Here is a 23,885-nt window from a genome sequence, read left to right on the forward strand (position 1 = left end):
CAAGACCTTCACCGCGACCGTGGTGCTGCAACTGGTGGCCGAGGGCAAGATCGGGCTGGACGTCCCGGTGGCCGGCCACCTGCCCGAGTTCGGGCCGCCCACCGCGTCGCCGGCGGCGCTGCCGCGGCTCAGGCGCTCGGCTGCTTCCGGCAGTCCTGCGACGCGCTCCGGCGTTCGGGGAGCAGCCGGGAGCCGGCCATGCGCTCGCCGAAGACGTCGTCCGGGTTGGACAGCACACAGGTCTCCAGCGACAGACAGCCGCAGCCGATGCAGTCGGTGAGGTGGTCGCGGAGCCGGCCGAGCTGCTTGATCCGCTCGTCCAGTTCCGAGCGCCACGCCTCGGAGAGCCGTGCCCAGTCCTCGTGGTTGGGGGTGCGCTCCTCGGGGAGTTCCGCCAGGGCGTTCCTGATCGTCGCGAGCGGTATGCCGACGCGCTGCGCCGCGCGCACGAAGGCGACGCGGCGCAGCGCGTCACGGCTGTAGCGTCGCTGGTTGCCCGTGGTCCGGCGGCTGGTGATCAGGCCCTTGGACTCGTAGAAGTGGAGGGCGGACACGGCGGCGCCGCTGCGCGCTGACAGCTGGCCGACGGTGAGCTCGTGGATCTTCTCTGGTATCTGCGGCACTCCTCGAACCCTACTGGCCCCGTCGTTGACAGAACACTGGAGCCGAACCATGCTGAGCAAGCGCTTAGACAAGCTGTCGGAACGCGAGTATGCAGCCGCATGAGAGGCAGGGGCCGGGACATGGCAGAGCCGAGGATCTTCACTTCCGCCGAGGAGCTGCGCGCCGGGGTGGGCGAGCAGCTGGGGCACAGCGAGTGGCTGGACGTCGACCAGAAGCGGATCGACCTCTTCGCCGAGGCCACCGGCGACCACCAGTGGATCCACGTGGACCCGGAGAAGGCCGCGGCGGGCCCGTTCGGGACGACGATCGCGCACGGCTACCTGACGCTGTCGCTGCTGCCGGCGCTCGTCCCGCAGATCATGCGGGTCGAGGGCGCGAAGATGGGCATCAACTACGGCACCAACAAGGTGCGCTTCCCGTCCCCCGTGCCGGTCGGCTCGCGGCTGCGCGCGACGGCGGTGCTCAAGGAGGTCACGGAGGCGGGCGGCGGCGTACAGGTGACGGCCGTCGTCACGGTGGAGCGCGAGGACGGCGACAAGCCCGCGTGCGTGGCGGAGTCGGTGTCCCGCTACTACTTCTGAACTACTTCTGAGCGGTGACCATCCGCAGAACGAGGTCGGCGTACAGCGCGCCGACCTCGTCAGGCGTCCTGCGCCCCTGCGCGTTGAACCAGCGCGCCACGTCGATGCACAGCGACAGCACGGCGAGGGTGGTGCCCGGGACGTCCGGGACGTCGAACTCCCCCGCCTTCACACCGTCGTTCAGGATCCGGCGTACGGCGGCGTCGCTGCGGCGGCGCAGTTCGACGATCTCCGTGCGGTGCTCCTCGCTGAGCGCGTCGAGCTCGTACTGGACGACGCGCGCCGTGGTGTGCCGCTCCGCGTGCCAGCGGACGAAGGAGCGTACGGCGCCGTCGAGCCGCTCGGCGGCCGTGCCGGGGCCCTCCGCCGCGGCCTGGAGGATCTTCAGGGCCTTGTCGTGCCCGATGCGGCTGATCCGGTGAAGGAGCTCTTCCTTCGTCTTGTAGTGGATGTAGAGCGCGGCAGGGCTCATCCCCGCGCGGCCCGCGATGTCGCGGGTCGTGGTCGCGTGGTAGCCCCGCTCGGCGAACGCCTCGACAGCGGCGACCAGCAGCTTCCTGGCCGCCTCGGGGGTGACCTCGCCCCACGGCTTGTCCACGCCGCCGGCCGTCTCGCCGGCCGTCTCGTCCGCCGCACTCATGGCTCGCCCCTTCCGTCTTCCGTCCCGCAGGAACGAACACCATACCCCGAAGGTGAGCAAGCGCTTAGAGCTTGCCCGGGCTCAGAGCTTCTGGAACGGGTCGTGCTCGGCGAGGAGCTTCTCCAGGCGGGCCTGGTCGACGCGGCTCACGATCTGCCCGGCCTCCTGCCGGTCCCTGACCACCTTGGCGAGGGTGAAGGCGGAGGTCACCAGGTACAGGACGCCGACGCCGAGGAAGGCGCGCACCCAGGGGTCGGCGTCCATGGAGAGGATGCCCAGGGACACCGCGCCCAGGGCCGTCACGAAGGCGGCGACGGCCTGCCCGTAGTACGCCGTCGTGTTCTGCTGCTTCACCGGTGTGTCACTCATGGCCGCCAGCATGGGCGGGGGCGGCGCGGGCCGCATCCGCTCCCGTACTCACTTCGCGTACTCACAGCCGCCGGACCGGGTTCCCCTCCAGGAAGGCCGCGATGTCCTCCACCGCCTGCTCGTAGTAGGTGCGGTAGTTGCGTTCGGTCACGTAGCCGAGGTGCGGCGTGGCGAGCAGGTTCGGCAGCGAGCGCAGCGCGTCGCCGTCGGGGAGCGGCTCCGTTTCGAACACGTCCACGCCGGCGCCTGCGATCCACCCCTCGCGCAGCGCCCGGACGAGCGCGGCCCGGTCCACGATGGCGGCGCGCGAGGTGTTGACGAGGTAGGCCGAGGGCCGCATCCGCCTCAGCTCGTCCGGGCCGAGCAGCCCGCGGGTCCGGTCGCCGAGCACCAGGTGGACCGAGACGAAGTCGCTGGTTTCGAGCAGCTCCTCCTTGGTGGGCGCGAGCCGGACGTCCTCGGCCCGGGCCCGCTCGGCGGTCAGGTTCTGGCTCCAGGCCGTCACGTCCATGCCGAAGGCCCTGCCGATCCGCGCCACCCTGCTGCCGGTCCTGCCGAGTCCCAGCAGCCCCAGGCGGCGGCCGTACAGGTCGGTGCCGACGGTGCTCTGCCACGGGCCGTGCTCGCGCAGGGCCGTGCTCTCCCGGACCACCTGCCGGGCCAGTCCGAGGATCAGCGCCCAGGTGAGCTCGACCGGAGGCTCGGAGCTGCTCGCCGTCCCGCACACCGTGACTCCGTGGAGCGCGGCGGCGCCGAGATCGATGGAGGCGTTGCGCATTCCCGAGGTGACCAGCAGCCTGAGGCGGGGCAGCCGGGCGAACAGCCCGGCGGTGAACGGGGTGCGCTCCCTCATCACGACGACGATCTCGCAGTCGCCGATCGCTTCGGCCAGTTCGCCCTCGTCGGCGAAGTGTTGCCGCAGCGACGTCACTTCCACCGCGTCGGCCACCCGGGACCAGTCGGCGGTGGACAGCGCGACGCCCTGGTAGTCGTCGAGCACGGCACAGCGCAGCTTCATCGTCGTCCCTCCGTCACGGAGCTTGGAGCGTACGCCGGTTCAGAAAGCGGAGACCCCCGTCAGGGCGCGGCCGATGACGAGCTTCTGGATCTGGCTGGTGCCTTCGTAGAGCGTCATCACACGGGCGTCGCGCAGCAGCTTGCCGGCCGGGTACTCGTCGATGTAGCCGTAACCGCCGAAGACCTGGAGGGCGTTGTTCGCGGCGCGCACGGCGGCCTCGGAGGCGAAGAGCTTCGCCTTGGACGCCTCGGTGACGAACGGCTCGCCGCGGTCGATCAGGTCGGCGACGCGCCAGGTCAGCAGGCGGGCGGCGTCCACGTCCACCGCGATGTCGGTGATGAGTTCCTGGACGAGCTGGTGGTGGGCGATGGTCCTGCCGAACTGCTCGCGCTCGGTCGCGTACTTCACCGCCGAGTCCAGGGCCGCCTGCGCGATGCCGACACAGCCCGCCGCGACCGACATGCGGCCCTTGGCGAGGGCGGACATGGCGACCGAGAAGCCCTTGCCCTCGGGCGCCACCATCGCGGAGGCGGGGACCCGTACGTCCTCCAGGAACAGCTCCGCGGTGGCCTGGCCGCGCAGGCCGAGCTTGCCGTGGATCTCGCGGCGGGTGAGGCCGGGAGTGTCGGTGGGCACCAGGAAAGCGGAGACGCCCTTGTGGCCGGGGGCGTCGGTGGAGCGGGCGAAGAGCAGCACCACGTCGGCCCAGGTGCCGTTGGTGATGAACATCTTGGAGCCGTTGATGACGTACGCGTCGCCGTCGCGCACGGCGCGGGTGGCGAGGCTGCCCGCGTCGGAGCCCGTGCCGGGTTCGGTGAGCCCGAAGCAGCCGACCAGATCGCCGGAGGTGAGGCCGGGCAGCCACTGCCGCTTCTGCTCCTCGGTGCCCCAGTGCGCGACGGTCTTGGCGACCAGACCGAGCGATACGGACACGATGCCGCGCACCGAGGAGTCGCCGCGGCCGAGTTCCTCCGTGACGAGGCAGTACGCGAGGTGGTCGCCGCCGGAGCCGCCGTACTCCTCGGGGATCGTCAGGCCGAGGAAGCCGAGGGCGCCGAGCTTCTTCACGACGGCGCGGTCGACGCTCTCGGCCCGGTCCCAGGCGACGGCGTGCGGTGCGATCTCGCGGTCGGTGAAGTCCTTGGCGAGCTGCCGCACCGCGGTCTGTTCCTCGCTGAGCTCCAGATTCATCCCGGCACCCCACTTTTCATGAGCGTTTAATTAGCACTGCTAGTTTCTTGTTGGCACGCCTACTATGTGCCGCATGGCCCGACCGCGCAAGCCCCTCCTCAGCCGTGACCGCATCGTGGGCGCGGCAGGTGCGCTCGTGGACTCCGAAGGGCTCGACGCGGTCTCCACGCGCCGGCTCGCCGCCGAGCTCGGGGTCAGCGGGCCGTCCCTCTACAACCACTTCCGCAACAAGGACGAGATCCTCGACGCGGTCGCCGACACGGTCAGCGCCAAGGTCGACCTGTCGATGTTCGACCCGTCGGACGGCCGCGACTGGCGGACCGCGCTGCACGACTACGCCGTCTCCTACCGCGCGGCACTCACCGAGCACCCCAACATCGTCCCGGTGCTGGCCCGGGGGCCGGGGCGGCGGCCCGCGGGGCTGCGGGTCGCCGACGCCGTGTTCGGCGCGATGGTCAGGGCGGGGTGGCCGCCGGCCCAGGCGACGTACATCGGTGCGCTGATGCGGTACTTCATCACCGGCTCGGCGCTCGGCTCGTTCGCGAGCGGCTTCGTCGACGACGAGACGGCGTACGACCCGGCGGACTATCCGCACCTCGGCCAGGCCCATCTGCTCGCCGAGCGGCGGCAGAAGGTCGACGAGGGCGCCTTCGAGACGGGGCTGCGGGCGCTCGTCGACGGCTTGGCCCTCCAGTACGCGCAGTTGGGGACGGTCCGGCCCTCGCCGAACCGTTCCTGACGCACCCTGGGGCCATGGCGCACCACGACTCCCCCGCTCCTTCCCCCTCCCCCGCCGCCCGCCTCGCGGCGCTCGCCGCCCTCCTCGCCGACGAGACCCGGGCCTCCTTCTGCCTGGCACTGCTCGACGGGCGGGCCTGGACGGCCGGCGAACTGGCGCGCCATGCGGGGGTGGCCGCGTCGACCGCGAGCGAGCACCTCGGCAGGCTCGTCGGCGGCGGGCTCCTCGCCGAGGAGCGGCAGGGCAGGCACCGGTACGTCCGGCTCGCCGACGCGCGGGCGGCGCACCTCGTCGAGGACCTCGCCGCACAGGCGGCGCCACCGGCCGGCGAGCGGCCGGACCCGCCCCGTTCACTGCGGGCGGCGAGTGCGAGCGGCGCGATGGCCCGCGGGCGCACGTGCTACGACCACCTGGCCGGGCGGATCGGCACCGTGATCGTGGACGCGATGACCGCGCGCGGCCTGCTGCGGCAGGACGCCGGTTTCGCCCTCACGGACGGCGGAGTGGACTGGTTCGGCGCGCTGGGCATCGGCCTGGAGCGCACGGGCCGACGGCCGCTGGTGCGCGCCTGCCTCGACTGGACGGAGCGCCGGCCGCACCTGGCGGGGGTGGCGGGAGCGGCGCTGTGCCGTCATGCGCTGGACGCGGGGTGGTGCGTACGGATCGGTTCGGGGCGGGCGGTGAAGGTGACGCCGAAGGGGGAACGGGCGCTGCACGAGGCGCTGGGGATCGAGCCGGGGACACTCCTGCGGACGCCGGCCCGCGACTGAGGCGGGCCGGGTCCGGCCGTGCCCGGCCCCGCGCCCGCACGCGGGCGGAGAGCGCGTCCCCCTTGCCCGGCGGCTCGTCAGGTCATGCCACCGGAGGCCCGGGCGGGGCGACCAGGGCCTCGGACTGGTTCGCGCGCCGAAGGGCGTCGGCGACGAAACCGCCGGCCTTCAGCTCCTCGACGACGTCCCTGAGGAACTGGACGGTCCCGGGCCGTCGGGTCCTGGTCGTGCCCACCGCCTGCTGGATCCGCATGAACCGGTCCTCGATCAGCCGGACTCCGGGATGCGTCGCGACGAACTCGGTCATCGGCTGCCTGATGCCGGCCGCGGCCTCCAGACCCTGGGCGCGGAACACGTCGACTCCTTCCTCTCCGCGCACGACGCTCGCGTGCTGGAGGGTGCTGGAGAGGAAGAGGTCGTAGGCGGACCCGCGCTTCACGCCGATCCGCACCCCCGCACGGTCGACGTCGGCGGCCGTGACGCAGGGCGAGTCGCCGGGCACGGCGAACACCCCCTCGATCACGACGTACGGCGCGGTGAAGGCGACCTCGGCCTCACGTGCGGGCTCGACGGCCAGGAAGCACAGGTCGGCCCGGCCCGCCGTCATCGCCTCGTACGACTTGCGCGCCGCGTCGAAGCAGACCAGTTCCACCGGCACGCCCAGCCGCGCGCCGATCTCGCGGGCGATGTCGACCGTGACGCCGGCCGGCGCCGTCGGGGTGCCCCGGGCCAGGACCGGGTTGCCCAGATCGACGGAGGCGCGCAGCACGCCCTTCGGCGCCAGGTCCCCGGCTACGGCAACGTTCAGGATCGTCATGACGCGGAGTGCAGGGCGCCTTGTGACCGGGCGGCCGGCGCCCCCACCGGGGCCGGCGGGCGGGGAAGAGCTCCCGCACTCTTCGGTGAGCGCCGAACTGCCACGGCGTTACGTTCGGGGGCATGACAACGTCCGCACCGAACGCACGTGCCGTGCTCCGTGACTTCCGGTTCGTCGTGCCTGAGGCGCCCGCCGGCGGCGCACCCGGGACCGTGCGACGGCTGCGCGGCGCCGTGGCACCGGCGTGCGGCGCACTCGGCGCACTCGGCATACTGCTGGAGGAGACCGCCTCATGAACCGCTGGGAAGCGTTCCGCGCCCTGCACCACCGCCCCGGCGCCCCGCTGGTCCTCCCCAACGCCTGGGACCACGCCTCCGCCGCCGCGCTCGCCGAGGCCGGTTCCGCCGCCGTCGGGACGACCAGCCTCGGGGTCGCGTCGGCCGCCGGAAAACGGGACGCGACCGGCACGGCACGCGAGGAGACCGTCCGCCTGGGCACCTCGCTCGCCCGGCTGCCGGTACCGGTCACCGTGGACATCGAGGGCGGGTTCGGCATGGACCCGGCCGGGGTCGCGGAGCTGGCGGCGGATCTCCTGCGGGCGGGGGTGGCCGGGGTGAACATCGAGGACGGACGCCCCGGCGGCACGCTCGCGCCGGTGGCGTACCAGCAGGAGCTGATCGGCGCGGTGAAGGAGGCGGCGCCGGCGCTCTTCGTCAACGCCCGCACGGACACGTACTGGCTGCCGGGCCACGCGGACGGGACGGCGCGCCGGCTGTCCGCCTACCAGGAGGCGGGCGCCGACGGCCTGTTCGTGCCGGGGCTGCAGGACGAGTCCGTCATCGCCGCCCTGACGGCCGGGTACGAGGCACCGCTCAACATCCTCTACGCACCGGGGCGGCTGACGGTCGCACGGCTGGCCGGGCTGGGCGTGGCCAGGGTCAGCACGGGGTCCCTGCTGTTCCGGGCGGCCGTTCAGCACGCGGTGGACGTGGCGGGGGCGGTGGCCCGGAGCGGCGGGGTGGACGGGGCGGGCGTGCCGTCGTACGCGGTGGCTGACGGGTGGGCGGACTCGTACGGGAGGTAGGAGGCGAGCCCGCCCCGCGGGGTCAGCCGTGCGCTTCCGGCGACAGCCCTCGCCCCCGGGCCGTCGCTTCCCCGAACGCCCCCTCCCCCAGCGCCGCCGTCGCCAGCGCCCGCGCCCTGTCCACGTCGGCGCGTTCCGACAGCGGCAGGCTCGCGTCCACCGACTCGCGGAGGGCGGCGGCCGTGCCCAGGAGTTCGGCGGCGCGGGTTGCCTCGCCCATCGCCGCCCGCGCACCCGCCAGGCCCTCCAGGGCCAGGGCCACCGCGCGGGGATCCGCCGTCCTGCGGGCCGCCGCCAGGCCCTCCAGGTGCAGCGACAGCGCGCGCTCCGCGTCCCCGCGCTGTTCGGCGGCGTAGCCGAGCTGCGCGAGGATCAGCGCGGCGCCGGAGTCGACGCCGAGGCGGCGGTTCCACTCCAGCCAGGGGCGCAGGTGCTTCTCGGCGGTGTCGAGGTCGCCCCGGCGGCGGGCGCCGAGGGCGAGGCCGGTCTCGGCGAACTGTTCGGCGGGGCGGTGGGACTGCTCCGCCGCGAGCCGCCGCGCCCGCTCGTGGTAGTCGGTGGCGCGCGCGTCGTCGCCGGTCAGCAGTGCGACGCGGCCGAGGCGGGCCAGCAGGAAGGACACGTCGGTCCACAGCTGGAGTTCCTGCGCGCTGCGTACGCCCTCCTGGTGCAGGCGGGCCGCCTCCTCGTACGATCCGGCGATCTCCGCCAGTACGCCCAGGTGCTCCGAAGAGCGCAACTGGCCCCAGCGGTCGCCCAGTTCACCGAACAGCGCCGCGCTCTCCTCCGCGCTGGCGCGCATCGCGGGCAGGTCGCCCCGGTAGCCGGCCCTGGTGGCGCGGGCGACCAGTACCGCCGCCACGCCCCAGCGGTCGCCGGCCGCCCTGAACTCCTCCAGTATCGCGCCGAGTCCGCCGTCCCGGAGCTCCACGCTGTCGAAGCCGCACCGTGCGAACTCCAGCAGCAGACGGGCCCGCGGGTCCGCCGCGCCGAAGGACCCGTCCAGGTCTCCGCCCAGCAGCGAATCGTCCCCGGTGAGCAGGGCGAAGGCCGCGCGTCTCGCCCCGGCGCCGGCCCGGGCCCCCGCCGGTCCGCCCGCGCACCCCAGCGCGAGGTCCAGCGCCCGGCACGCCTCGCCGAGGCGCCCGCGCAGGAACCAGTACCAGGACATCGCGTTGACGAGCCGCAGCGCGAGCGCCGCGTCTGCCCGCTCCACCGCCGTGTCCAGCGCGGCGCGCACGTTGTCGGCCTCGCCGTCGATCCTGCGCAGCCACCGGTGCTGCTCGCTGCCGTAGAGGCGGGGCTCGGCCTGTTCGAGCAGGTCGGCGCAGTGGGCGGCGTGGCGGAGCCGTGCCGGCAGGGACTCGCCCGCCTCCTCCAGGCGCTCCCCGCTGTACGCCGTCACGGATTCGAGCATCCGGTAGCGGGCCTCGTACGCGCCGGACGGCACGTCCTCGACCAGGACCGGGACCACCAGCGAGCGGTCCACGAGGCGGGTGACCAGGTCGAGGACCTCGTCGGCCCGTACGTCCCCGGACGCGCACACCGCTTCCGCCGCGTCGAGGCCGAACCCGCCGCGGAACACGGCCAGCCGGCGCAGGACGCTCTGCTCGGGGGCGGTCAGCAGATCCCAGCTCCAGTCGATCACCGCGCGCAGGGTGCGCTGGCGCGCGGGGGCGTCGCGGCGTGCCTGGTTGAGGAGCCGGAGGCAGTCGTGCAGGCGGTCGGCGACTGCGTGGACGCCCAGGGCCCGTACCCGGGTGGCCGCGAGTTCCAGGGCGAGCGGGATGCCGTCGAGGCGGCGGCAGACGAGGGTGACGGCTTCGGCGTTGCTCTCGTCCAGGACGAAGCCGGGCGCGGCCGCCGCAGCGCGGGCCGCGAAGAGCCGTACCGCGTCGGCCTCGGTCAGTGGCGCCACCGCGTCCAGGGTCTCGCCCGCGATGGCCAGCGGCTCCTGGCTCGTGGCGATGATGTGCAGGTGCGGCGCCCGGCGCAGGAGTTGTTCGGCGAGGGCGGCGACGGGCCCGACGACGTGCTCGCAGTTGTCCAGGACGAGCAGCAGCCGCCGTGGACCGACCGCTTCGGCGAGACGGTCCGCCGTGGCTCCGGAACCGGCGCCGCCGCCTCCCCCGTCGCCCGGGATGTCGTCGCGTACGCCCAGGGCCGCCGCCACGCTCTCCACGACCGAGGCCGTCCCGCCGCCCCGCGCGCCCGCGAGTTCGACGAGCCACACGCCGTCGGCGAAGGTGCCCGCGAGCCGCGCCGCCGCCTCCAGGGCCAGGCGCGTCTTGCCCACCCCGCCGGGGCCGGTGAGCGTCACCAGACGGGCTTCGGCGGCCAGCGCGCACACCCGGGCCACCGCGTCGTCACGCCCGACCAGCCCGGTCACCGGCGCGGGCAGGTTCGTACGCGGCCGCCGGACCTCGGCAGGGGCCGGAGCGGACGCGGGGGCCGGCGCGGGGGCCAGCGCGGGGTCCTGCTCCAGGACCGCCTGGTGGAGGGCGGTCAGTCCGGGGCCGGGATCGAGCCCCAGCTCCTCGGCCAGCCGGTCCTTGAGGTCGCGGTAGGCGTCCAGCGCCTCCGTCGGACGCCCGGCGCGGTAGAGGGCCCGGATGTGGGCGGCCCGCAGCCGCTCCCGCAGCGGGTGCAGCGCGACCGGGCCCGCCAGCTCGTCGGCCAGTGCGCCGTGTTCGCCCAGCTCCAGGCGCAGTTCGGCGAGTTCTTCCACCGCCGTCAGCCGCTGTTCCTCCAGCCGGGCCGCCTCCGCCCGCACGAATCCGGTGTCACGGAAGTCGGCGTACGCGTCCCCGCGCCACAGGCCCAGCGCGTCCGCGAGCAGTGACGCCTTCGTACGCCCGTCACCGGCCGCGCGCGCACGGGCGGCCAGCGCCCCGAACCTGGCCGCGTCCACCGCCTCGTCCGCGACGCGCAGCGCGTAACCGGCCGGACCGTACGCCACCAGGGCCCTGGCTCCGGGCTCGGCCTTCTCCAGCGCCCTGCGCAGCTGCGAGACCTTGGTCTGGAGGGTGTTGCCGGGGTTGCCCGGCACGGCGCCCTCGCCCCACAGGTCGTCGATCAGCCGGTCCACCGGAACGGGCCGCCCGTGGTGCACCAGCAGACGGGCGAGCAGCGCGCGGACCTTGGGCTCGGGAATGACGACGGGTGAGCCGTCGTCCGTCGTCACGTCCAGCGGGCCCAGCACTTCGAATCGCATGGCGCCCACGCTAATGCGCGCGCCGGCACCGGAGCCGGGGCGGGCCGTGCGCCGCCGTGCGCGGTCCGTCAGCGGTCCGTGCGCGGCCCGCCCCAAGGTGGTCACATCAGCCCGACCCAAGCAGTACTGGCCGAAGAGGAAGCAGACACCATGTCCGACACCGCCCCCGTCTCCCGGGAGATCCGGCTCGTCTCCCGCCCCGCCGGCACCCCCGTCCCCGAGGACTTCGCCCTCGTCACCACCCCCGTTCCGGAGCCCGCCGAGGGCCAGGTCCTCGTCCGCAACACCTGGATGTCGGTGGACCCGTACATGCGCGGCCGGATGGACGACGTCCCCGCCTACATCCCGCCCTTCGCGCTGGACACCGCGATGGACGGCAGCGCGATCGGCGAAGTGATCGCCTCCCGCGACGCTTCCGTACCCGTCGGCGCGACCGTCTCGCACTTCCTGGGCTGGCGGGAGTACGCCGTCCTCGACGCGGCGGCCGCGACCGTGGTGGACCTGTCCCTGGCCCGCCCGCAGGACTACCTGGGCGCACTGGGCACCACGGGCCTGACCGCGTACGCCGCGCTCACCCGCACCGCCCCGGTCCGCGAGGGCGACGTGGTGTTCGTCTCCGCCGCGGCGGGGGCGGTCGGCAGTGTCGCCGGGCAGCTGGCGAGAAAGCTCGGCGCGTCCCGGGTGATCGGTTCGGCGGGCGGCCCGGCCAAGACCAAGAAGCTGCTCGACGGTTTCGGTTACGACGCGGCCGTCGACTACCGCCAGGGCGCCGTCGCCGAGCAGCTCGCGCAGGCCGCCCCCGAAGGCATCGACGTCTATCTGGACAGCGTGGGCGGCGACCATCTCCAGGCCGCGATCGGCGCGATGCGCACCGGCGGCCGGATCGCGCTCGTCGGCGCGATCAGCGGTTACGACGCCACCGGACCGGCACCGGGCCCCGACAACCTCTTCCGGGCCGCCGCCCGGGAAGTCACCTTGCGCGGCATGCTCGTCAGCAGCCACTTCCCGCTCTTCCCCGAGTGGACCGCCAAGGCGGCGGGCTGGCTCGCGGACGGTTCGCTGCGCACCGAGGAGACCGTGGCCGACGGCATCGAGCAGGCGCCGGCCGCTTTCCTCGGCATGATGCGCGGTGCGAACACCGGCAAGATGCTGGTCCGTCTCGAAGGCGGCCGGCGATGAGCAAGCACGCACTGCTGGTGGTCGCCCACCCCCGGCCCGACTCCCTCACCGCGCAGCTCGCGGAGCGGGCCCGCGTCCGTCTCGCGGCGGACGGCTACAGCGTCGACGTACTGGACCTGCACGCCGAGGACTTCGATCCGCGGATGGCCCCGGCCGACGAGCCCGACTGGGCGGACCAGGAGAAGGAGTACTCCCCCGAGGTACGGGCCCACATGCGCCGCGTCGAAGCGGCGGACACGGTCGTCGTGGTCTTCCCGCTGTGGTGGTTCGGGCTGCCGGCCGTCCTCAAGGGCTGGATCGACCGGGTGTGGAACCACGGCTTCGCGTACGGGCGGCCCGTTCCCCGCCTGCGCGGCAAGCGGATGCTGTGGCTCGCTCTGGCCGCCTACGAGGAGGAGGCGTTCACGGGGGCGGGGTGGGACGAGCTGGTCGGCCGTCAACTGCGGGTCGGGATCTCGGAGTACTGCGGCATCGAGGACGCGGAGGTGCACTTCGTGTACGACTCGCTCAAGGCGGGGGCGGACGCCCTGAAGGAGGCGGACGTGGCACTGGACGCGCTCGGCGCGTAGCGCGTGCGGGGGCAGGGCGGGGGCGCGCATCCATGTGGAGGTACGCGGCGCCGGCGGTCATGATGACCGCATGAGCAATCGCGTACTTCCCGTGGAAGCCCTGATCGTTGTGGACGTTCAGTCCGCCTTCGTCTCCGGTGACGGGGCGGTGCCCGGGGCCGCCCTGCTCCTGGACCGGACGGCGGACCTGATCGCACGGGCACGGAGGAGCGGGGCGCTCGTCGTCCACCTTCAGAACGACGGGCCGGCCGGAGCGGACGACGAGCCCCACACGCCCGGCTGGGAACTCCACCACCCCGTCGAGGCCGGCCCCGCCGAGGCCGTGATCCGCAAGGCCCACGACGACGGCTTCGAAGAGACCTCTCTGCGCGGCCTGTTGGACGGCGCGGGGGTACGGGCGCTCACCGTCTGCGGCCTGATGTCCGAGATGTGCGTCCAGGCGACGGCCCGCACGGCCCTGGAACTGGGGTACCGGGTCGTCGTCCCGCACGACGCCCACGCGACGCACGACATCCCCGCGGCGCCCGGAATCAGTGACGGGGTCCCTGCCGCCATGGTCGCGCGGGTCGCCGAATGGGCCCTCGGCAGCGAGGTCGAGATCACCGCTCACGCCGCAGACGTCACGTTCACCGCCCCGCCCTCGCGTCGCGAACCGACGGCAAGGGCAAGGGCGACGGCAACGGCCTGACAGCCTCCGGTACCGGCAAAAAGAAAAGGCAAGGAGATTACCCGCTCCTTGCCACTCTTAACTTATAGCGCACTGGGGGGCTTGCGGCAAGGCCCCCGTCGTGCCGCAGAATCATCGGCCGAAGCCAGGATCTGCGGAAATAGGAGTCTCTGAATGCGTGTGCTGTTGTCTACGTACGGGTCGCGCGGGGACGTCGAACCGCTGGTGGGACTCGCGGTGCGGTTGCGGGAACTCGGCGCGGAGGTGCGGGTGTGCGCGCCGCCGGACGAGGACTTCGCGCAGTTGCTGGCCGGTGTCGGCGTGGAGCTGGTGCCGGTCGGCCGGTCGGCGCGCGCGCTGATGACCGGGGCACCGCCGTCGCCGGCGAACCTGCCCCAGCGTGCGGCCGAGTTGATCGCCGACCAGTTCGAGGTGGTCACCGCGGCGGCCGAGGGGTGCGACGTGCTGGTGGCGACCGGCGCGATGCCGGCCGCGGCCGGCGCGCGGTCGGTGGCCGAGAAACTGGGCATCCGTTCGGTGTCCGTGACCTTCCAGCAGCTCACCCTGCCCTCGCCGCACCACCCGCCGCTGGCGTATCCGGGCCGGCCGTTCCCGCCGGAGGTGACCGACAACCGGGAGCTGTGGGACCTGGACGCCCGGAGCATCGACGCGCTGTTCGGCGAGGCGCTCAACACGAACCGGGTGTCGGCCGGCCTGCCCCCGGTGGACAACGTCCGCGACTACGTCATCGGTGACCGGCCGTGGCTGGCGACGGACCCGGTCCTGGACCCGTGGCTGGAGACGCCGGACCTCGACGTCGTGCAGACCGGCGCGTGGATCCTGCCGGACGAACGCCCGCTGCCGGCCGAGCTGGTGGCGTTCCTGGAGGCCGGCGAACCACCGGTGTACGTGGGCTTCGGCAGCATGCCGATGCGCGCCTCGCAGGACGCCGCCCAGGTGGCCGTCGAAGCGGTCCGCGCACAGGGCCGCCGGGTAGTCGTCTCCCGCGGCTGGGCCGGCCTGGGCCTGATCGACGACCGGGACGACTGCTTCGGCGTCGGCGAGGCCAACCACCAGGCGCTGTTCGGCCGGGTGGCCGCCGTCGTGCACCACGGCGGCGCGGGCACCACGACGACGGCCGCCGGGGCCGGCGCGCCGCAGGTGGTGGTGCCCCAAGGGGTGGACCAGCCGTACTGGGCCGGCCGGGTGGCCGCTCTGGGCACCGGCGCGGCGCACGACGGTCCGGTGCCGACCTTCGAGTCCCTGTCGGCCGCGCTCAGGACGGCCCTGGCCCCCGAGACCCGCGCACGGGCGAAGGCCGTGGCCGGAACCGTCCGCACCGACGGGGCGGCGGTGGCCGCGAAGCTGCTGCTCGACGCGACCGGCTGAGAAAGGCCGCCCGGGCCCGCGTGCGCCACGCGGGCCCGCCGGGCCGGGACCCGGAACACGCGGGCACGGGCCGGGGCCCGGGACACGAGAAACCGCACACCCTGGCGACCGGAACCGACCACGGCCGTGGGGACCACGTCGGGCAGAGCGCTGCCCGACGTGGTCCCCGGGTTCGTCACGCGGTCCAAACGTCTTGTCGCGCGCAACGGCCGCAAGCGGCCTCTTATCGGAGCTGATGACGTGAACCCCCTGACCACCAGTGCGTTCGACCTTCCCGACCGCCTCTCCCCCAAGGCCGACCCGACACTGATCGCCGGCGACGAGCAGCACTTCGCGGCCATCGCGGAGTGCCTCGAGCAGACGATCGCCGACCTGTCCGACCGCCTCGCCGCCGAGCGCAGGGCGCCCGGCGGTCTGGGCCGGCAGGCGATGGAGCGGGACACGGAGATCCACCGGCTGACCACTCGCCTGCGCGCACTGCGCCGCTTCGGCCTGGACCTGTGCCTCGGGCACATGGTCGGCGCGGACGGCTCCGAGCCCGTGTACGTCGGACGGCTCGGCCTGACGGACAGCGCGGGCCGCCGGCTGCTGCTCGACTGGCGCTCCCCGGCGGCCGAGCCGTTCTTCGGAGCCACCCACGCCAACCCGATGGGGCTGGCGAGCCGCCGCAGGTACCGCTGGACCCGCGGCCGGATCAGCGACTACTGGGACGAGGTGTTCACCCCGGACGGGTTCGCCGGGCACGCCGCGCTCGACGACCAGTCCGCCTTCATCGCCAGCCTGGGCAGCAACCGGTCGCCGCGGATGCGGGACGTGCTCGGCACCATCCAGGCCGACCAGGACGCCATCATCCGCGCGGGATCCCGCGGCGCCCTCGTCGTCGACGGGGGTCCGGGTACGGGCAAGACCGTCGTCGCCCTGCACCGCTCCGCCTACCTCCTCCACTCCGACCCCCGGCTCGGTCACCGCCGGGGCGGCGTACTGTTCGTCGGTCCGAGCCGGCCCTACCTGAACTACGTCGCCGACGTCCTCCCCAGCCTCGGAGAGGAGGGCGTGCAGACCTGCACCCTGCGGGACCTCGTCGCCGAGGGAGCCTCGGCAGTGGTCGAGGCCGATCCGGACGTGGCCCGTCTGAAGTCGTCCGCGAACCTGGTGAAGGCGGTCGAGACGGCCATCAGGTTCTACGAGGAGCCGCCCGCCAAGGGGATGACGGTCGAGACCCCCTGGTCCGACGTCTGGCTGAGCGCCGACGACTGGGCCGCGGCGTTCGAAGCGGCGGAGCCCGGCACTCCGCACAACGAGGCGCGCGACCAGGTCCGGGAGGAGCTGCTCACGATCCTGGTGGACAAGCACGACGAGGACGTCCCGGCCGACCCGCTCCGCACGTCGCTGCGGCAGAACAGGGAGCTGCTCACGGCCTTCGACCGCGCGTGGCCGCTGCTCGAAGCGGCCGACCTCGTCTCAGACCTGTGGTCGGTACCCGCCTACCTGCGGAAGTGCGCTCCCTGGCTCAGCCCCGACGAGGTCGGGAAGCTTCAGCGCAGGGAGGACCCCCAGGCCTGGACGGTGTCCGACCTGCCGCTCCTGGACGCGGCACGGCAGCGGCTCGGCGACCCGGAGACGGCCCGGCGCAGGCGTCGGCACGAGGCCGTCCTCGCCGCCCAGCGCGAGCGCATGGCGCAGGTCGTCGACAACCTGATCGAGGCCGCGGCCGACTCCGGCGCCGACGGTGACGACGGCGAAGGGCTGGTGACGATGTTGCGCGGCGAGGACGCCCGGGTCAGTCTGGTCGACGAGTCCGAACTGCCCGCCGCCGACCCGGACCTGCTCGCCGGCCCGTTCGCGCACGTCGTCGTGGACGAGGCGCAGGAACTGACCGACGCCCAGTGGCAGATGCTGCTGCTCCGCTGCCCGTCCCGGAGCTTCACCATCGTCGGGGACCGCGCCCAGGCCAGGCACGGGTTCACGGAGTCGTGGCGGGAACGGCTGGAGCGGGTCGGGTTCGACCGGGTCGGCCTCACCTCCCTGAGCGTCAACTACCGGACGCCCGAGGAAGTCATGGCGGAGGCCGAGCCGGTCATCCGGGCGGTGCTCCCGGACGCGAACGTGCCGGTCTCCATCCGCAGCGGCGGCGTCCCGGTCGTACACGGACCCGCTGCGGAGCTGAGCCAAGTCCTCGACACCTGGCTCGCCGCGCATGCCGAGGGCGTCGCCTGCGTCATCGGCGATCCCGCGTTCCGGACGACGTCCCGCGTCCGGTCGCTGACCCCGGAGCTGTCGAAGGGGCTCGAGTTCGACCTGGTCGTCCTCGTCGACCCTGAGGCGTTCGGCGAGGGAGTCGAAGGGGCGGTCGACCGCTATGTCGCGATGACCCGGGCGACCCGGCAGCTCGTCGTCCTCACGAGCTCCTGACGCCGCCCGGGCGGGCCCGGGGCCCCGCACCACGCCGGCCCACGCCCCGGGCCGCGCGCTTACGGCTTCGGGGCCCTCGCGAACCCCGCCGGGCCCCCGCCCTAGCCGGCGGCCGCCTCCCGTGCCCGGTTCGCCAGGATCCTGATGGAGATCAGGGCGATCACCGCGAGGCCGATGATGTACGCCGACACCGCCATCGACGTACCCGTCGCCTCCAGCAGCAGCACCATCATGAACGGGGCGAGCCCGCCGCCGAACACGGCCGCGATCTGGTAGCCGAGCGACGCGCCCGTGTAGCGCATCTCCGCCGTGAAGAGCTCGGCGAAGAGGGCCGCCTGGGGTCCGTACATGACGCTGAGGAAGCAGCTGGTCACGAACGTTCCGACGGCCAGCCACAGCAGTGACTTCGTGTCGATGAGCAGGAACATCGGCACCGCCCACACCAACAGCCCCACCGCGCCCGCCGCGTAGATCCGCAGCCGGCCGATGCGGTCGGAGAGGACGGCGGAGGCGGGGATCAGGACGAGCTGGGTGAGGCTGACGCACAGCGAGACGGTGAGGACCGCGCCGCGCTCCATGTCGAGTTCGCGGGTCGCGTAGTCCAGGACGCCGGTGATGATGATGTAGAAGGTCGCGGTGTTGACCGCGAAGGACCCGCCGGCCAGGAAGACCGTGCCGAGGTGCTTGGTCAGGATCGTACGGAGCGGCGAGCGGGCCGCTCCCTTCTCCTGCTCGGCCAGGGCGCGTTCGGCCTCGCGGAACGCGGGGGTCTCCTCGACGCGGGTGTGGATGTACCAGGCGAGTACGAGCACGAGGACGCCGACGAAGAACGGCACCCGCCAGCCCCAGGACGCGAAGGCGCTCTCGCTGGTCGTGGCGCCCGCGACGAGGAAGACCGTGTTCGCGGTGACCACGCCGATGGGGACGCCGAGCTGGACCAGGCTGCCGTACAGGCCGCGCTTGCCCTCGGGGGCGTACTCGGTGGCCATCAGCATCGCGCCGCCCCACTGGGCGCCGACGGCGATGCCCTGCACCACGCGGAGCAGGACGAGCAGGACGGGAGCGGCGATGCCGATCGTCTCGTACGTCGGCAGGAGGCCGATGCCGGTGGTCGCGAGGCCCATCATCGTCAGGGCCAGGACCAGCATCGGCTTGCGGCCGCGCTTGTCGCCGAGCTGTCCGGCGATGACGCCGCCGACGGGGCGGGCGAGGAAGCCGACGGCGAAGGTGGCGAAGGCGGCGAGCACGCCGGCCGACGAGCTGCCGGACGGGAAGTACAGGTCGCCGAGGACGAGGGCCGCGGCGATGCCGAAGACGAAGTAGTCGTACCACTCGACGGCGGAGGCGAGGGCGGCCGCGGTGGCCACCTTGCGCCGGTGGCGGTCGGCCGGTGCGGCTGCCGTGGCGTCCGTGAGCGGGGAAGGTGCCGTGTCCATGCGGTGCACACTCCGGTGGGTGCGGGGGACGAAAGAGGGGGTGGCGCCGTGATGTGCCGGGACCGTACCGACCGGATGGTACGGAGGTCAACGGGTCCGGCGGCAGGACTTTCCCCCGCCGCGCCGCCCGTACGGAACGGCGTGCGGGCAGCACGAGCGCCCCGGCCGCGTGGAAGCGGCCGGGGTGCTCGTGGGGGGGGTGCCCGTGGGCGTCCGCGTGCCGGAGGAGCCCGCTCTAGAAGACGACCAGGGCGCGGCCCCCCTTGCCCGCCAGCATGTTGTCGAACGCGGCGGGGATGCCGTCGAGGCCGATCTGTTCGGTGACCATGCTGCTCAGGTCGAGGCGGCCGGCGCGGATGTGTCCGGCCAGTACGGGCAGATCGCGCGCCGGGTCGGAGTTGCCGTAGACGCAGCCCGAGAGCGTACGGCCGAAGTGGAAGATCTCCAGGGCGTTGAAGGTGACCTGCTGGTCCTTGCCTCCGATGCCGACGACCGTGGTGCGTCCGCCGCGGCGGGTCGATTCCCAGGCCGTGCGGATGGTGACGGCCCGCCCCACGCACTCGATCGCGACGTCGACGCCCTGCGCGCCGCCGGTCAGCTTGCGGATCTCCTTCGCGGTGGTCTCCGAGGCGACGACGAAGTCGGTGGCCCCGGCGGCCCGCGCCAGCTCCTCCTTCTCCGGCGAGACGTCGACGGCGACGATCTGTCCCGCCCCCGCGATACGGGCCGACTGGAGGACGGCGAGGCCGACCCCGCCGGCTCCGAAGACCGCGACCGACTCCCCCGCGCGGACCCGCGCGCTGTGGTGGACGGCTCCGTAACCCGTGAGGACCGCGCAGCCGAGCAGCGCCGCGTCCGTGAGCGGGATGCCGTCGGGGACCGGCAGGACGCAGTTCGCGGCGACGACGGTCTCCTCGGCGAACGCCGCGACGTTCAGGCCGGGATGGAGGTCGGTGCCGTCGGCGGTACGGGCGTGGACGCCGCCGGCGCCGGACAGGGCATTGGCGCACAGCCACACCTCGCCGATGGAGCAGTGGTAACAGCTGCCGCAGGAGGGAGCCCAGTTGAGGACGACGGGGTCGCCGGGGGCGACGTGCGTGACGCCCTCGCCGACGGAGACGACGGTGCCGGCGCCCTCGTGGCCGAGTACGGCGGGGACCGGCACGCGCATGGTGCCGTTGGTCAGGGAGAGGTCGGAGTGGCAGACCCCGGCGGCGGCGAGCCGGACCCTCACCCGGCCGGGGCCGGTCTCCGGTAGCTCGATGTCGGTTATCTCCAGCGGAGCACCGACGGCGGACAGGACTGCGGCGCGGACACGGGCCATGGTGTGCGTTGCTCCCGGATCAGAACTGGAGGGACTTGGTCTGGAGGTACTCGGAGAGGCCGTGCGGTCCCAGCTCGCGGCCGACGCCCGACTGCTTGTAGCCGCCGAAGGGGGCGAGCGGGTTGAAGCGGCCGCCGTTGATGTCGACCTGGCCGGTGTCCATGCGGCGGGCGAAGGCGACGGCCTCCGCCTCGTCGGCCGCCCAGACGGCGCCGGCGAGACCGTAGACGGTCCCGTTGGCGATCCGCAGGGCCTCGTCCTCGTCGGCGTACTTCAGGATGCAGACGACCGGGCCGAAGATCTCCTCCTGGGCGACGGTCATGTCCGGGGTGACGTCCGCGAAGACGGTCGGGGCGACGTAGTAGCCCGTGTCGAGCGGGACCTCGGGGCCGCCCGCGACGAGGCGCGCGCCCTCTTCGACGCCCTTCTCGATGTAGCCGCGCACGCGCGCCTGCTGCTTGGCGTTGACCAGCGGGCCGACGCGGTCGCCGACAGTGTACTTCGTCACGGCGGCGGCGGCCGTGGCCACCGCCTCGTCGTACTGGTCCTCGTGGACCAGCATCCGGGTCCAGGCGCTGCACGTCTGGCCGGAGTTGCCCATGACGTTGGCGATGCCGACATTGACCGCCTTGGCCAGGTCCGCGCCCGGCAGGATGACGTTCGCCGACTTGCCGCCCAGTTCCAGGGCGACGCGCTTGACGGCGGCGCCCGCCGTCGCGCCGATCTTCCTGCCCACGGCGGTGGATCCGGTGAAGGACACCAGGTCCACGCCCTCGTGCCCGGCGAGCGCCTGGCCGGCGACCGGGCCGAGTCCGGTGACCAGGTTGAAGACACCGGCGGGGATGCCCGCCTCGTCCACGGCCTCGGCGAAGAGCTGGGCGGTCAGCGGGGTGTCCTCGGCTGGCTTGAGGACGACCGTGCAGCCGGCCGCGAGCGCGGGGGCCACCTTCGCGACGATCTGGTGCAGCGGGTAGTTCCACGGCGTGATCGCGCCGACCACGCCCACCGGTTCCAGGAACACGGTGGAGTTCCCGATCTTCTCCTCGAAGGAGTACGTCGCGGCCAGCTCGGCGTACGAGCCGGCGACCAGGACCGGCACGCCCGCGTGCACCGTCTGCGAGAAGGCGGGCGGCGCGCCCAGTTCGGCGGTGACCGTCTCGGCGATCTCGTCCTTGCGGGCCACGAGCACGTCGCGCAGCGCGGCGATCTTCGCGGCGCGCTCGGCGGGCGGGGTCCGCGCCCAGCGGGGGAAGGCGTCGCGTGCGGCGCGTACGGCCGCGTCGACGTCTTCGGCGGTGCCGGCCGGCACGTGGCCGATGACCTGCTCGTCGGCCGGGTTCACGACCGCGATCGTGTCCTGGCCTGCGGCTTTCTGCCACTGGCCGTCGATGTACATCGCGTCGCGGGGCTTCATCGCATTCCTCCAGGGGTGGCGTTTGACGTCCACACCCCAAACTAGCGCTGTTAGTTTTTGGGCGCCAGAGGTCCCGGCGCCATGGGACGATGCACCGGGGCCGGCAGCGAGCCGGTCCGGTGAAAGGACGTCGTCACATGGCAGCCGGGTTCTCGGAGTGGAAAGTCAATCGGCAGTACGCGGCGAACGACCGTGTCGCGCACCTGGGCAAGCAGTACCGCTGCCTGGTGGCGCACAGGTCGAATTCCGCGTCCAACCCGAAGACGGCCGTCACGATGTGGCAGAAGTACGCCGCCTAGCCGCCGTGGCCGCCGCGCGCGGCGAGGGTGAGGAAGTCCGTCCAGGCGCGGGGCGGGAGGGCGAGGGCGGGGCCGTCCTTGTCCTTGGAGTCGCGGACGTGGACGGTGCCGGGGCAGGCGGCTACCTCGACGCAGTTGTCGCCCTGGGTCCCGCTGTAACTGGACTTGAACCACGCCAGTTCCGTGGTGCTCATAGCGCTCCTCTGACTCGCTCCAGCAGGCCCACGGAGTCCAGAGGGCTGAGGGCCTGTGAGCGGAGTGTGGCATACCGATGGTGCAGCACGGCGGCCTGTTTCGGGTCAGCGATCAACCGCCCGGACTCCTGCCCCTCCGAGTAGGCGAAACGCCTACTGTCCGGAGTCTCCAGCAGAGCGAGGGGGCCGTCCAGCCCCGCGTGGTGCTCGCTGCGCGTCGGCATGATCTGCACCGACACATTCCGCAGCTGGGCGTACGCCAGGATGTGGTCGAGCAGCCCACGGGTGACTTCCGCACCGCCGAGCCGACGCTGGATGATGTGCTCGTCCATGACGAAACTGAAGGATGTGTTGGGCCGCTCACGCATCAGTCTCTGACGGTCCATCCGTGCGGCCGCTTGAGCCTCCAACTGCTCGTCCGACAACGGCGGGATGCTGTTCCCGAACGCCGCTCGCGCATACCCATCCGACTGCAACAACCCCGGCACCAAGCGGCACTCGTAGTTGCCCAAAGTGGTGGCCTGCTGTTCCAGCCGCGCCCACTTCCTGAACCACGCCGCCAGCCCCGGCTGCCGCGTCAGATGCCCGAACGCCCTGCGCAGCGCTCCCGTACCCCCCAGCGCCACCTCCGCCCGTTCCACGAAGTCCTTGTCCGGCATCCGCCTCCCCAGCTCGACCGACTCGATCGTGTGCTTGGAGAACTGCACCAGCGCCCCGAATTCCTCCCTCGTGAAACCCGCGTGTTCGCGCAACCCCTGGACGAACGCCCCGAAGGTCTTCAAGCTGTCCGACGATTCCGGCTCGTCGTGTTCCCAGTCCCCGGCCATGCCCGGCCACCTCCCAGTGAGCGGATCTCCCCGCACTCAGCTCACCCAGGGTTACGGCATGCCCGACCGTACTGCCCACAGCGCGCGTCCGTACGGTGACCCAGCGTACGGACGTGTCCGCTGGTGAACGGCGTCGGCGACCCGCCACGGCGGGGTCCATGCAGACCGAGACGCAGCAGCACGAGGCCCAACCTCCCACTACCGTACGTGTGTTCCAGCAGCGGTTCTCCGCCACCCGCAAAGCCGCCAGACTGGCGCGACTGCTGGCCGCGCACCAGCTCCACGCGTGGGGCATCCCGTACGGCAGCGACTCCTCCGACGTCGCCTCGCTGATCGTCGCCGAGCTGGCCGCGAACGCCGGCACCCACGGTCGCGTCCCCGGCCGCGACTTCGAGCTGCTGCTGGCGTTCGACGCCGACGGCCTCCTGCGCATCGAGGTCACCGACGCGCGCACGGAACGGCGGCTGCCCGCGCCGCCGCCCGTGACCCCGCCCTCCGACACGGAGACAGGCCGTGGCCTGCTGCTCGTAGCGGCACTGGCCGACACGTGGGGCGTCACCGGCCGGCAGGTCGGCAAGACGGTGTGGGCGACGCTCCGGCCGTGATCAGAAGTCGGCGCGGACCGGATCGTCGAGGCGCGCCACGGACTCCTGGGCGTACGCGCGCTCGTAGGCGTCGCGGATCCGCTCGATGTGCGGGTCGCGGGCCTTCGCCTGCGACGCCGGGTACAGCAGGATCAGCTCGTACGAACGCTCTCGCTCGATCGTGCCGTCGGCGTTCCGCCACTGCCCACGGCCGTCCTGCACGGTGAGCCCCTCCGGGAAGCCGCGCGTCACCTGCCGGTCGACGAAGTCCGCGAACTGCCGGTCGGTGACGTCCGGGCCGCCGCCGGGGCGCCCGGTCCCGAAGAACAGCCGCGTTTGCACGTACGCCTCGCCCCGGACAGCGGCGGCCGGGGCTTCGTCGCCCAACACGGCGTACGCGGCGGGGGCGCCGGCGGCGAGGAGTACGGCGCCGGTGGCGGCCAGGCGGGCGGATGCGGTCCGGAACGGCATGGTGAAACCCTTCGGTCGGGCAGAAGCCGCGGTACGGGAAAGCCCCCGGCCGGACCGGCGACCGGGCCGGCGA

At 73.1% G+C, this 23,885-nt stretch carries 25 protein-coding genes and 1 pseudogene; 13 read left to right on the forward strand and 13 right to left on the reverse strand.

Features of this window, described 5'->3' with window-relative positions:
- A pseudogene (locus tag ACWD0Y_RS12400) lies at nt 1–97 on the forward strand (serine hydrolase); the annotation flags it as partial.
- Between the two features lie 31 nt (nt 98–128).
- Here the strand turns inward: ACWD0Y_RS12400 and soxR are convergent.
- Nucleotides 129–623 carry a redox-sensitive transcriptional activator SoxR gene (gene soxR, locus ACWD0Y_RS12405; RefSeq protein WP_450260303.1) on the reverse strand — a complete coding sequence of 165 codons (495 nt, stop codon included), beginning with the start codon at nt 621–623 and terminating at the stop codon, nt 129–131.
- 120 nt (nt 624–743) lie between these two features.
- Here soxR and ACWD0Y_RS12410 point away from each other — a divergent pair, with 120 nt between their 5' ends.
- Complete coding sequence (locus tag ACWD0Y_RS12410) at nt 744–1,205, forward strand: MaoC family dehydratase (protein WP_450260304.1); 462 nt, start codon at nt 744–746, stop codon at nt 1,203–1,205.
- Nucleotide 1,206: 1 nt separating this feature from the next.
- Here ACWD0Y_RS12410 and ACWD0Y_RS12415 read toward each other — a convergent pair whose 3' ends face one another.
- The 4 genes from ACWD0Y_RS12415 to ACWD0Y_RS12430 form a co-directional block, all read right to left on the reverse strand.
- Nucleotides 1,207–1,845, reverse strand: a complete 639-nt coding sequence (locus tag ACWD0Y_RS12415) for a TetR/AcrR family transcriptional regulator (RefSeq protein ID WP_450260305.1) — start codon at nt 1,843–1,845, stop codon at nt 1,207–1,209.
- 81 nt (nt 1,846–1,926) lie between these two features.
- The gene (locus ACWD0Y_RS12420) at nt 1,927–2,214 is read right to left on the reverse strand and encodes a YiaA/YiaB family inner membrane protein (RefSeq protein ID WP_450260306.1); all 288 of its coding nucleotides are present in this window, start codon (nt 2,212–2,214) and stop codon (nt 1,927–1,929) included.
- A gap of 61 nt (nt 2,215–2,275) precedes the next feature.
- The gene (locus tag ACWD0Y_RS12425; RefSeq protein ID WP_450260307.1) at nt 2,276–3,232 is read right to left on the reverse strand and encodes a D-2-hydroxyacid dehydrogenase family protein; all 957 of its coding nucleotides are present in this window, start codon (nt 3,230–3,232) and stop codon (nt 2,276–2,278) included.
- A 39-nt stretch (nt 3,233–3,271) separates the two neighbouring features.
- Nucleotides 3,272–4,423, reverse strand: coding sequence for an acyl-CoA dehydrogenase family protein (locus ACWD0Y_RS12430; protein ID WP_450260308.1), 1,152 nt, complete (start codon nt 4,421–4,423; stop codon nt 3,272–3,274).
- Nucleotides 4,424–4,496: 73 nt separating this feature from the next.
- Between ACWD0Y_RS12430 and ACWD0Y_RS12435 the strand changes: the two genes are divergently transcribed.
- Both ACWD0Y_RS12435 and ACWD0Y_RS12440 read left to right on the forward strand, forming a co-directional pair.
- Nucleotides 4,497–5,162, forward strand: a complete 666-nt coding sequence (locus ACWD0Y_RS12435) for a TetR/AcrR family transcriptional regulator (RefSeq protein ID WP_450260309.1) — start codon at nt 4,497–4,499, stop codon at nt 5,160–5,162.
- Nucleotides 5,163–5,176: 14 nt separating this feature from the next.
- On the forward strand, nt 5,177–5,932 hold the full coding sequence (locus ACWD0Y_RS12440) for an ArsR/SmtB family transcription factor (protein WP_450260310.1): 756 nt from the start codon (nt 5,177–5,179) through the stop codon (nt 5,930–5,932).
- An 82-nt stretch (nt 5,933–6,014) separates the two neighbouring features.
- Here the strand turns inward: ACWD0Y_RS12440 and ACWD0Y_RS12445 are convergent, their stop codons facing one another.
- Nucleotides 6,015–6,749 (reverse strand): transporter substrate-binding domain-containing protein, encoded by a 735-nt coding sequence (locus ACWD0Y_RS12445; RefSeq protein ID WP_450260311.1) that lies wholly within the window; start codon nt 6,747–6,749, stop codon nt 6,015–6,017.
- A 122-nt stretch (nt 6,750–6,871) separates the two neighbouring features.
- Here ACWD0Y_RS12445 and ACWD0Y_RS12450 point away from each other — a divergent pair, with 122 nt between their 5' ends.
- Together ACWD0Y_RS12450 and ACWD0Y_RS12455 are read left to right on the forward strand one after the other, a co-directional pair.
- On the forward strand, nt 6,872–7,045 hold the full coding sequence (locus tag ACWD0Y_RS12450; RefSeq protein WP_450260312.1) for a hypothetical protein: 174 nt from the start codon (nt 6,872–6,874) through the stop codon (nt 7,043–7,045).
- On the forward strand, nt 7,042–7,833 hold the full coding sequence (locus tag ACWD0Y_RS12455) for an isocitrate lyase/PEP mutase family protein (protein ID WP_450260313.1): 792 nt from the start codon (nt 7,042–7,044) through the stop codon (nt 7,831–7,833). Before ACWD0Y_RS12450 ends, ACWD0Y_RS12455 begins: the two co-directional genes overlap by 4 nt.
- 22 nt (nt 7,834–7,855) lie before the next feature.
- On the opposite strand, the gene ACWD0Y_RS12460 is transcribed toward ACWD0Y_RS12455, so the two are convergent.
- Nucleotides 7,856–11,047 carry a BTAD domain-containing putative transcriptional regulator gene (locus ACWD0Y_RS12460; RefSeq protein ID WP_450260314.1) on the reverse strand — a complete coding sequence of 1,064 codons (3,192 nt, stop codon included), beginning with the start codon at nt 11,045–11,047 and terminating at the stop codon, nt 7,856–7,858.
- A gap of 150 nt (nt 11,048–11,197) precedes the next feature.
- On the opposite strand from ACWD0Y_RS12460, the gene ACWD0Y_RS12465 reads away from it, so the two are divergent.
- The 5 genes from ACWD0Y_RS12465 (at nt 11,198) to helR (ending at nt 17,263) form a co-directional block, all read left to right on the forward strand.
- Nucleotides 11,198–12,226 (forward strand): NADP-dependent oxidoreductase, encoded by a 1,029-nt coding sequence (locus tag ACWD0Y_RS12465; RefSeq protein ID WP_450260315.1) that lies wholly within the window; start codon nt 11,198–11,200, stop codon nt 12,224–12,226.
- Complete coding sequence (locus ACWD0Y_RS12470; protein ID WP_450260316.1) at nt 12,223–12,795, forward strand: NAD(P)H oxidoreductase; 573 nt, start codon at nt 12,223–12,225, stop codon at nt 12,793–12,795. Before ACWD0Y_RS12465 ends, ACWD0Y_RS12470 begins: the two co-directional genes overlap by 4 nt.
- Nucleotides 12,796–12,865: 70 nt before the next feature.
- Complete coding sequence (locus ACWD0Y_RS12475) at nt 12,866–13,483, forward strand: cysteine hydrolase family protein (RefSeq protein ID WP_450260317.1); 618 nt, start codon at nt 12,866–12,868, stop codon at nt 13,481–13,483.
- Nucleotides 13,484–13,636: 153 nt separating this feature from the next.
- Complete coding sequence (locus tag ACWD0Y_RS12480; protein ID WP_450260318.1) at nt 13,637–14,851, forward strand: glycosyltransferase; 1,215 nt, start codon at nt 13,637–13,639, stop codon at nt 14,849–14,851.
- Nucleotides 14,852–15,091: 240 nt separating this feature from the next.
- Nucleotides 15,092–17,263: an RNA polymerase recycling motor ATPase HelR gene (gene helR, locus ACWD0Y_RS12485; protein WP_450260319.1), complete on the forward strand. Its 2,172-nt coding sequence runs from the start codon at nt 15,092–15,094 to the stop codon at nt 17,261–17,263.
- Nucleotides 17,264–17,364: 101 nt separating this feature from the next.
- Here the strand turns inward: helR and ACWD0Y_RS12490 are convergent, their stop codons facing one another.
- From ACWD0Y_RS12490 to ACWD0Y_RS12500, 3 genes are all read right to left on the reverse strand, one after another.
- Entirely contained in the window at nt 17,365–18,699 is a 1,335-nt protein-coding gene (locus ACWD0Y_RS12490) for an MFS transporter (protein ID WP_450260320.1), read from the reverse strand.
- Between the two features lie 235 nt (nt 18,700–18,934).
- Complete coding sequence (locus ACWD0Y_RS12495; RefSeq protein WP_450260321.1) at nt 18,935–20,023, reverse strand: Zn-dependent alcohol dehydrogenase; 1,089 nt, start codon at nt 20,021–20,023, stop codon at nt 18,935–18,937.
- 19 nt (nt 20,024–20,042) lie between these two features.
- Entirely contained in the window at nt 20,043–21,437 is a 1,395-nt protein-coding gene (locus ACWD0Y_RS12500; RefSeq protein ID WP_450260322.1) for an aldehyde dehydrogenase family protein, read from the reverse strand.
- Between the two features lie 137 nt (nt 21,438–21,574).
- Here ACWD0Y_RS12500 and ACWD0Y_RS12505 point away from each other — a divergent pair, with 137 nt between their 5' ends.
- Nucleotides 21,575–21,736, forward strand: a complete 162-nt coding sequence (locus tag ACWD0Y_RS12505) for a carbohydrate-binding protein (protein ID WP_450260323.1) — start codon at nt 21,575–21,577, stop codon at nt 21,734–21,736.
- Here the strand turns inward: ACWD0Y_RS12505 and ACWD0Y_RS12510 are convergent.
- Together ACWD0Y_RS12510 and ACWD0Y_RS12515 are read right to left on the reverse strand one after the other, a co-directional pair.
- Nucleotides 21,733–21,930: a DUF397 domain-containing protein gene (locus ACWD0Y_RS12510; RefSeq protein ID WP_450260324.1), complete on the reverse strand. Its 198-nt coding sequence runs from the start codon at nt 21,928–21,930 to the stop codon at nt 21,733–21,735. The genes ACWD0Y_RS12505 and ACWD0Y_RS12510 overlap by 4 nt on opposite strands.
- A complete protein-coding gene (locus ACWD0Y_RS12515) occupies nt 21,927–22,757 on the reverse strand; it encodes a helix-turn-helix domain-containing protein (RefSeq protein WP_450260325.1) in 831 nt (276 codons plus the stop codon). The genes ACWD0Y_RS12510 and ACWD0Y_RS12515 overlap by 4 nt, the downstream gene beginning before the upstream one ends.
- 158 nt (nt 22,758–22,915) lie before the next feature.
- Here ACWD0Y_RS12515 and ACWD0Y_RS12520 point away from each other — a divergent pair, with 158 nt between their 5' ends.
- Complete coding sequence (locus ACWD0Y_RS12520; protein ID WP_450260326.1) at nt 22,916–23,362, forward strand: ATP-binding protein; 447 nt, start codon at nt 22,916–22,918, stop codon at nt 23,360–23,362.
- On the opposite strand, the gene ACWD0Y_RS12525 is transcribed toward ACWD0Y_RS12520, so the two are convergent.
- A complete protein-coding gene (locus tag ACWD0Y_RS12525) occupies nt 23,363–23,812 on the reverse strand; it encodes a DUF3574 domain-containing protein (protein WP_450260327.1) in 450 nt (149 codons plus the stop codon).
- Nucleotides 23,813–23,885: the final 73 nt, after the last annotated feature.

The organism is Streptomyces altiplanensis, from assembly GCF_053591575.1.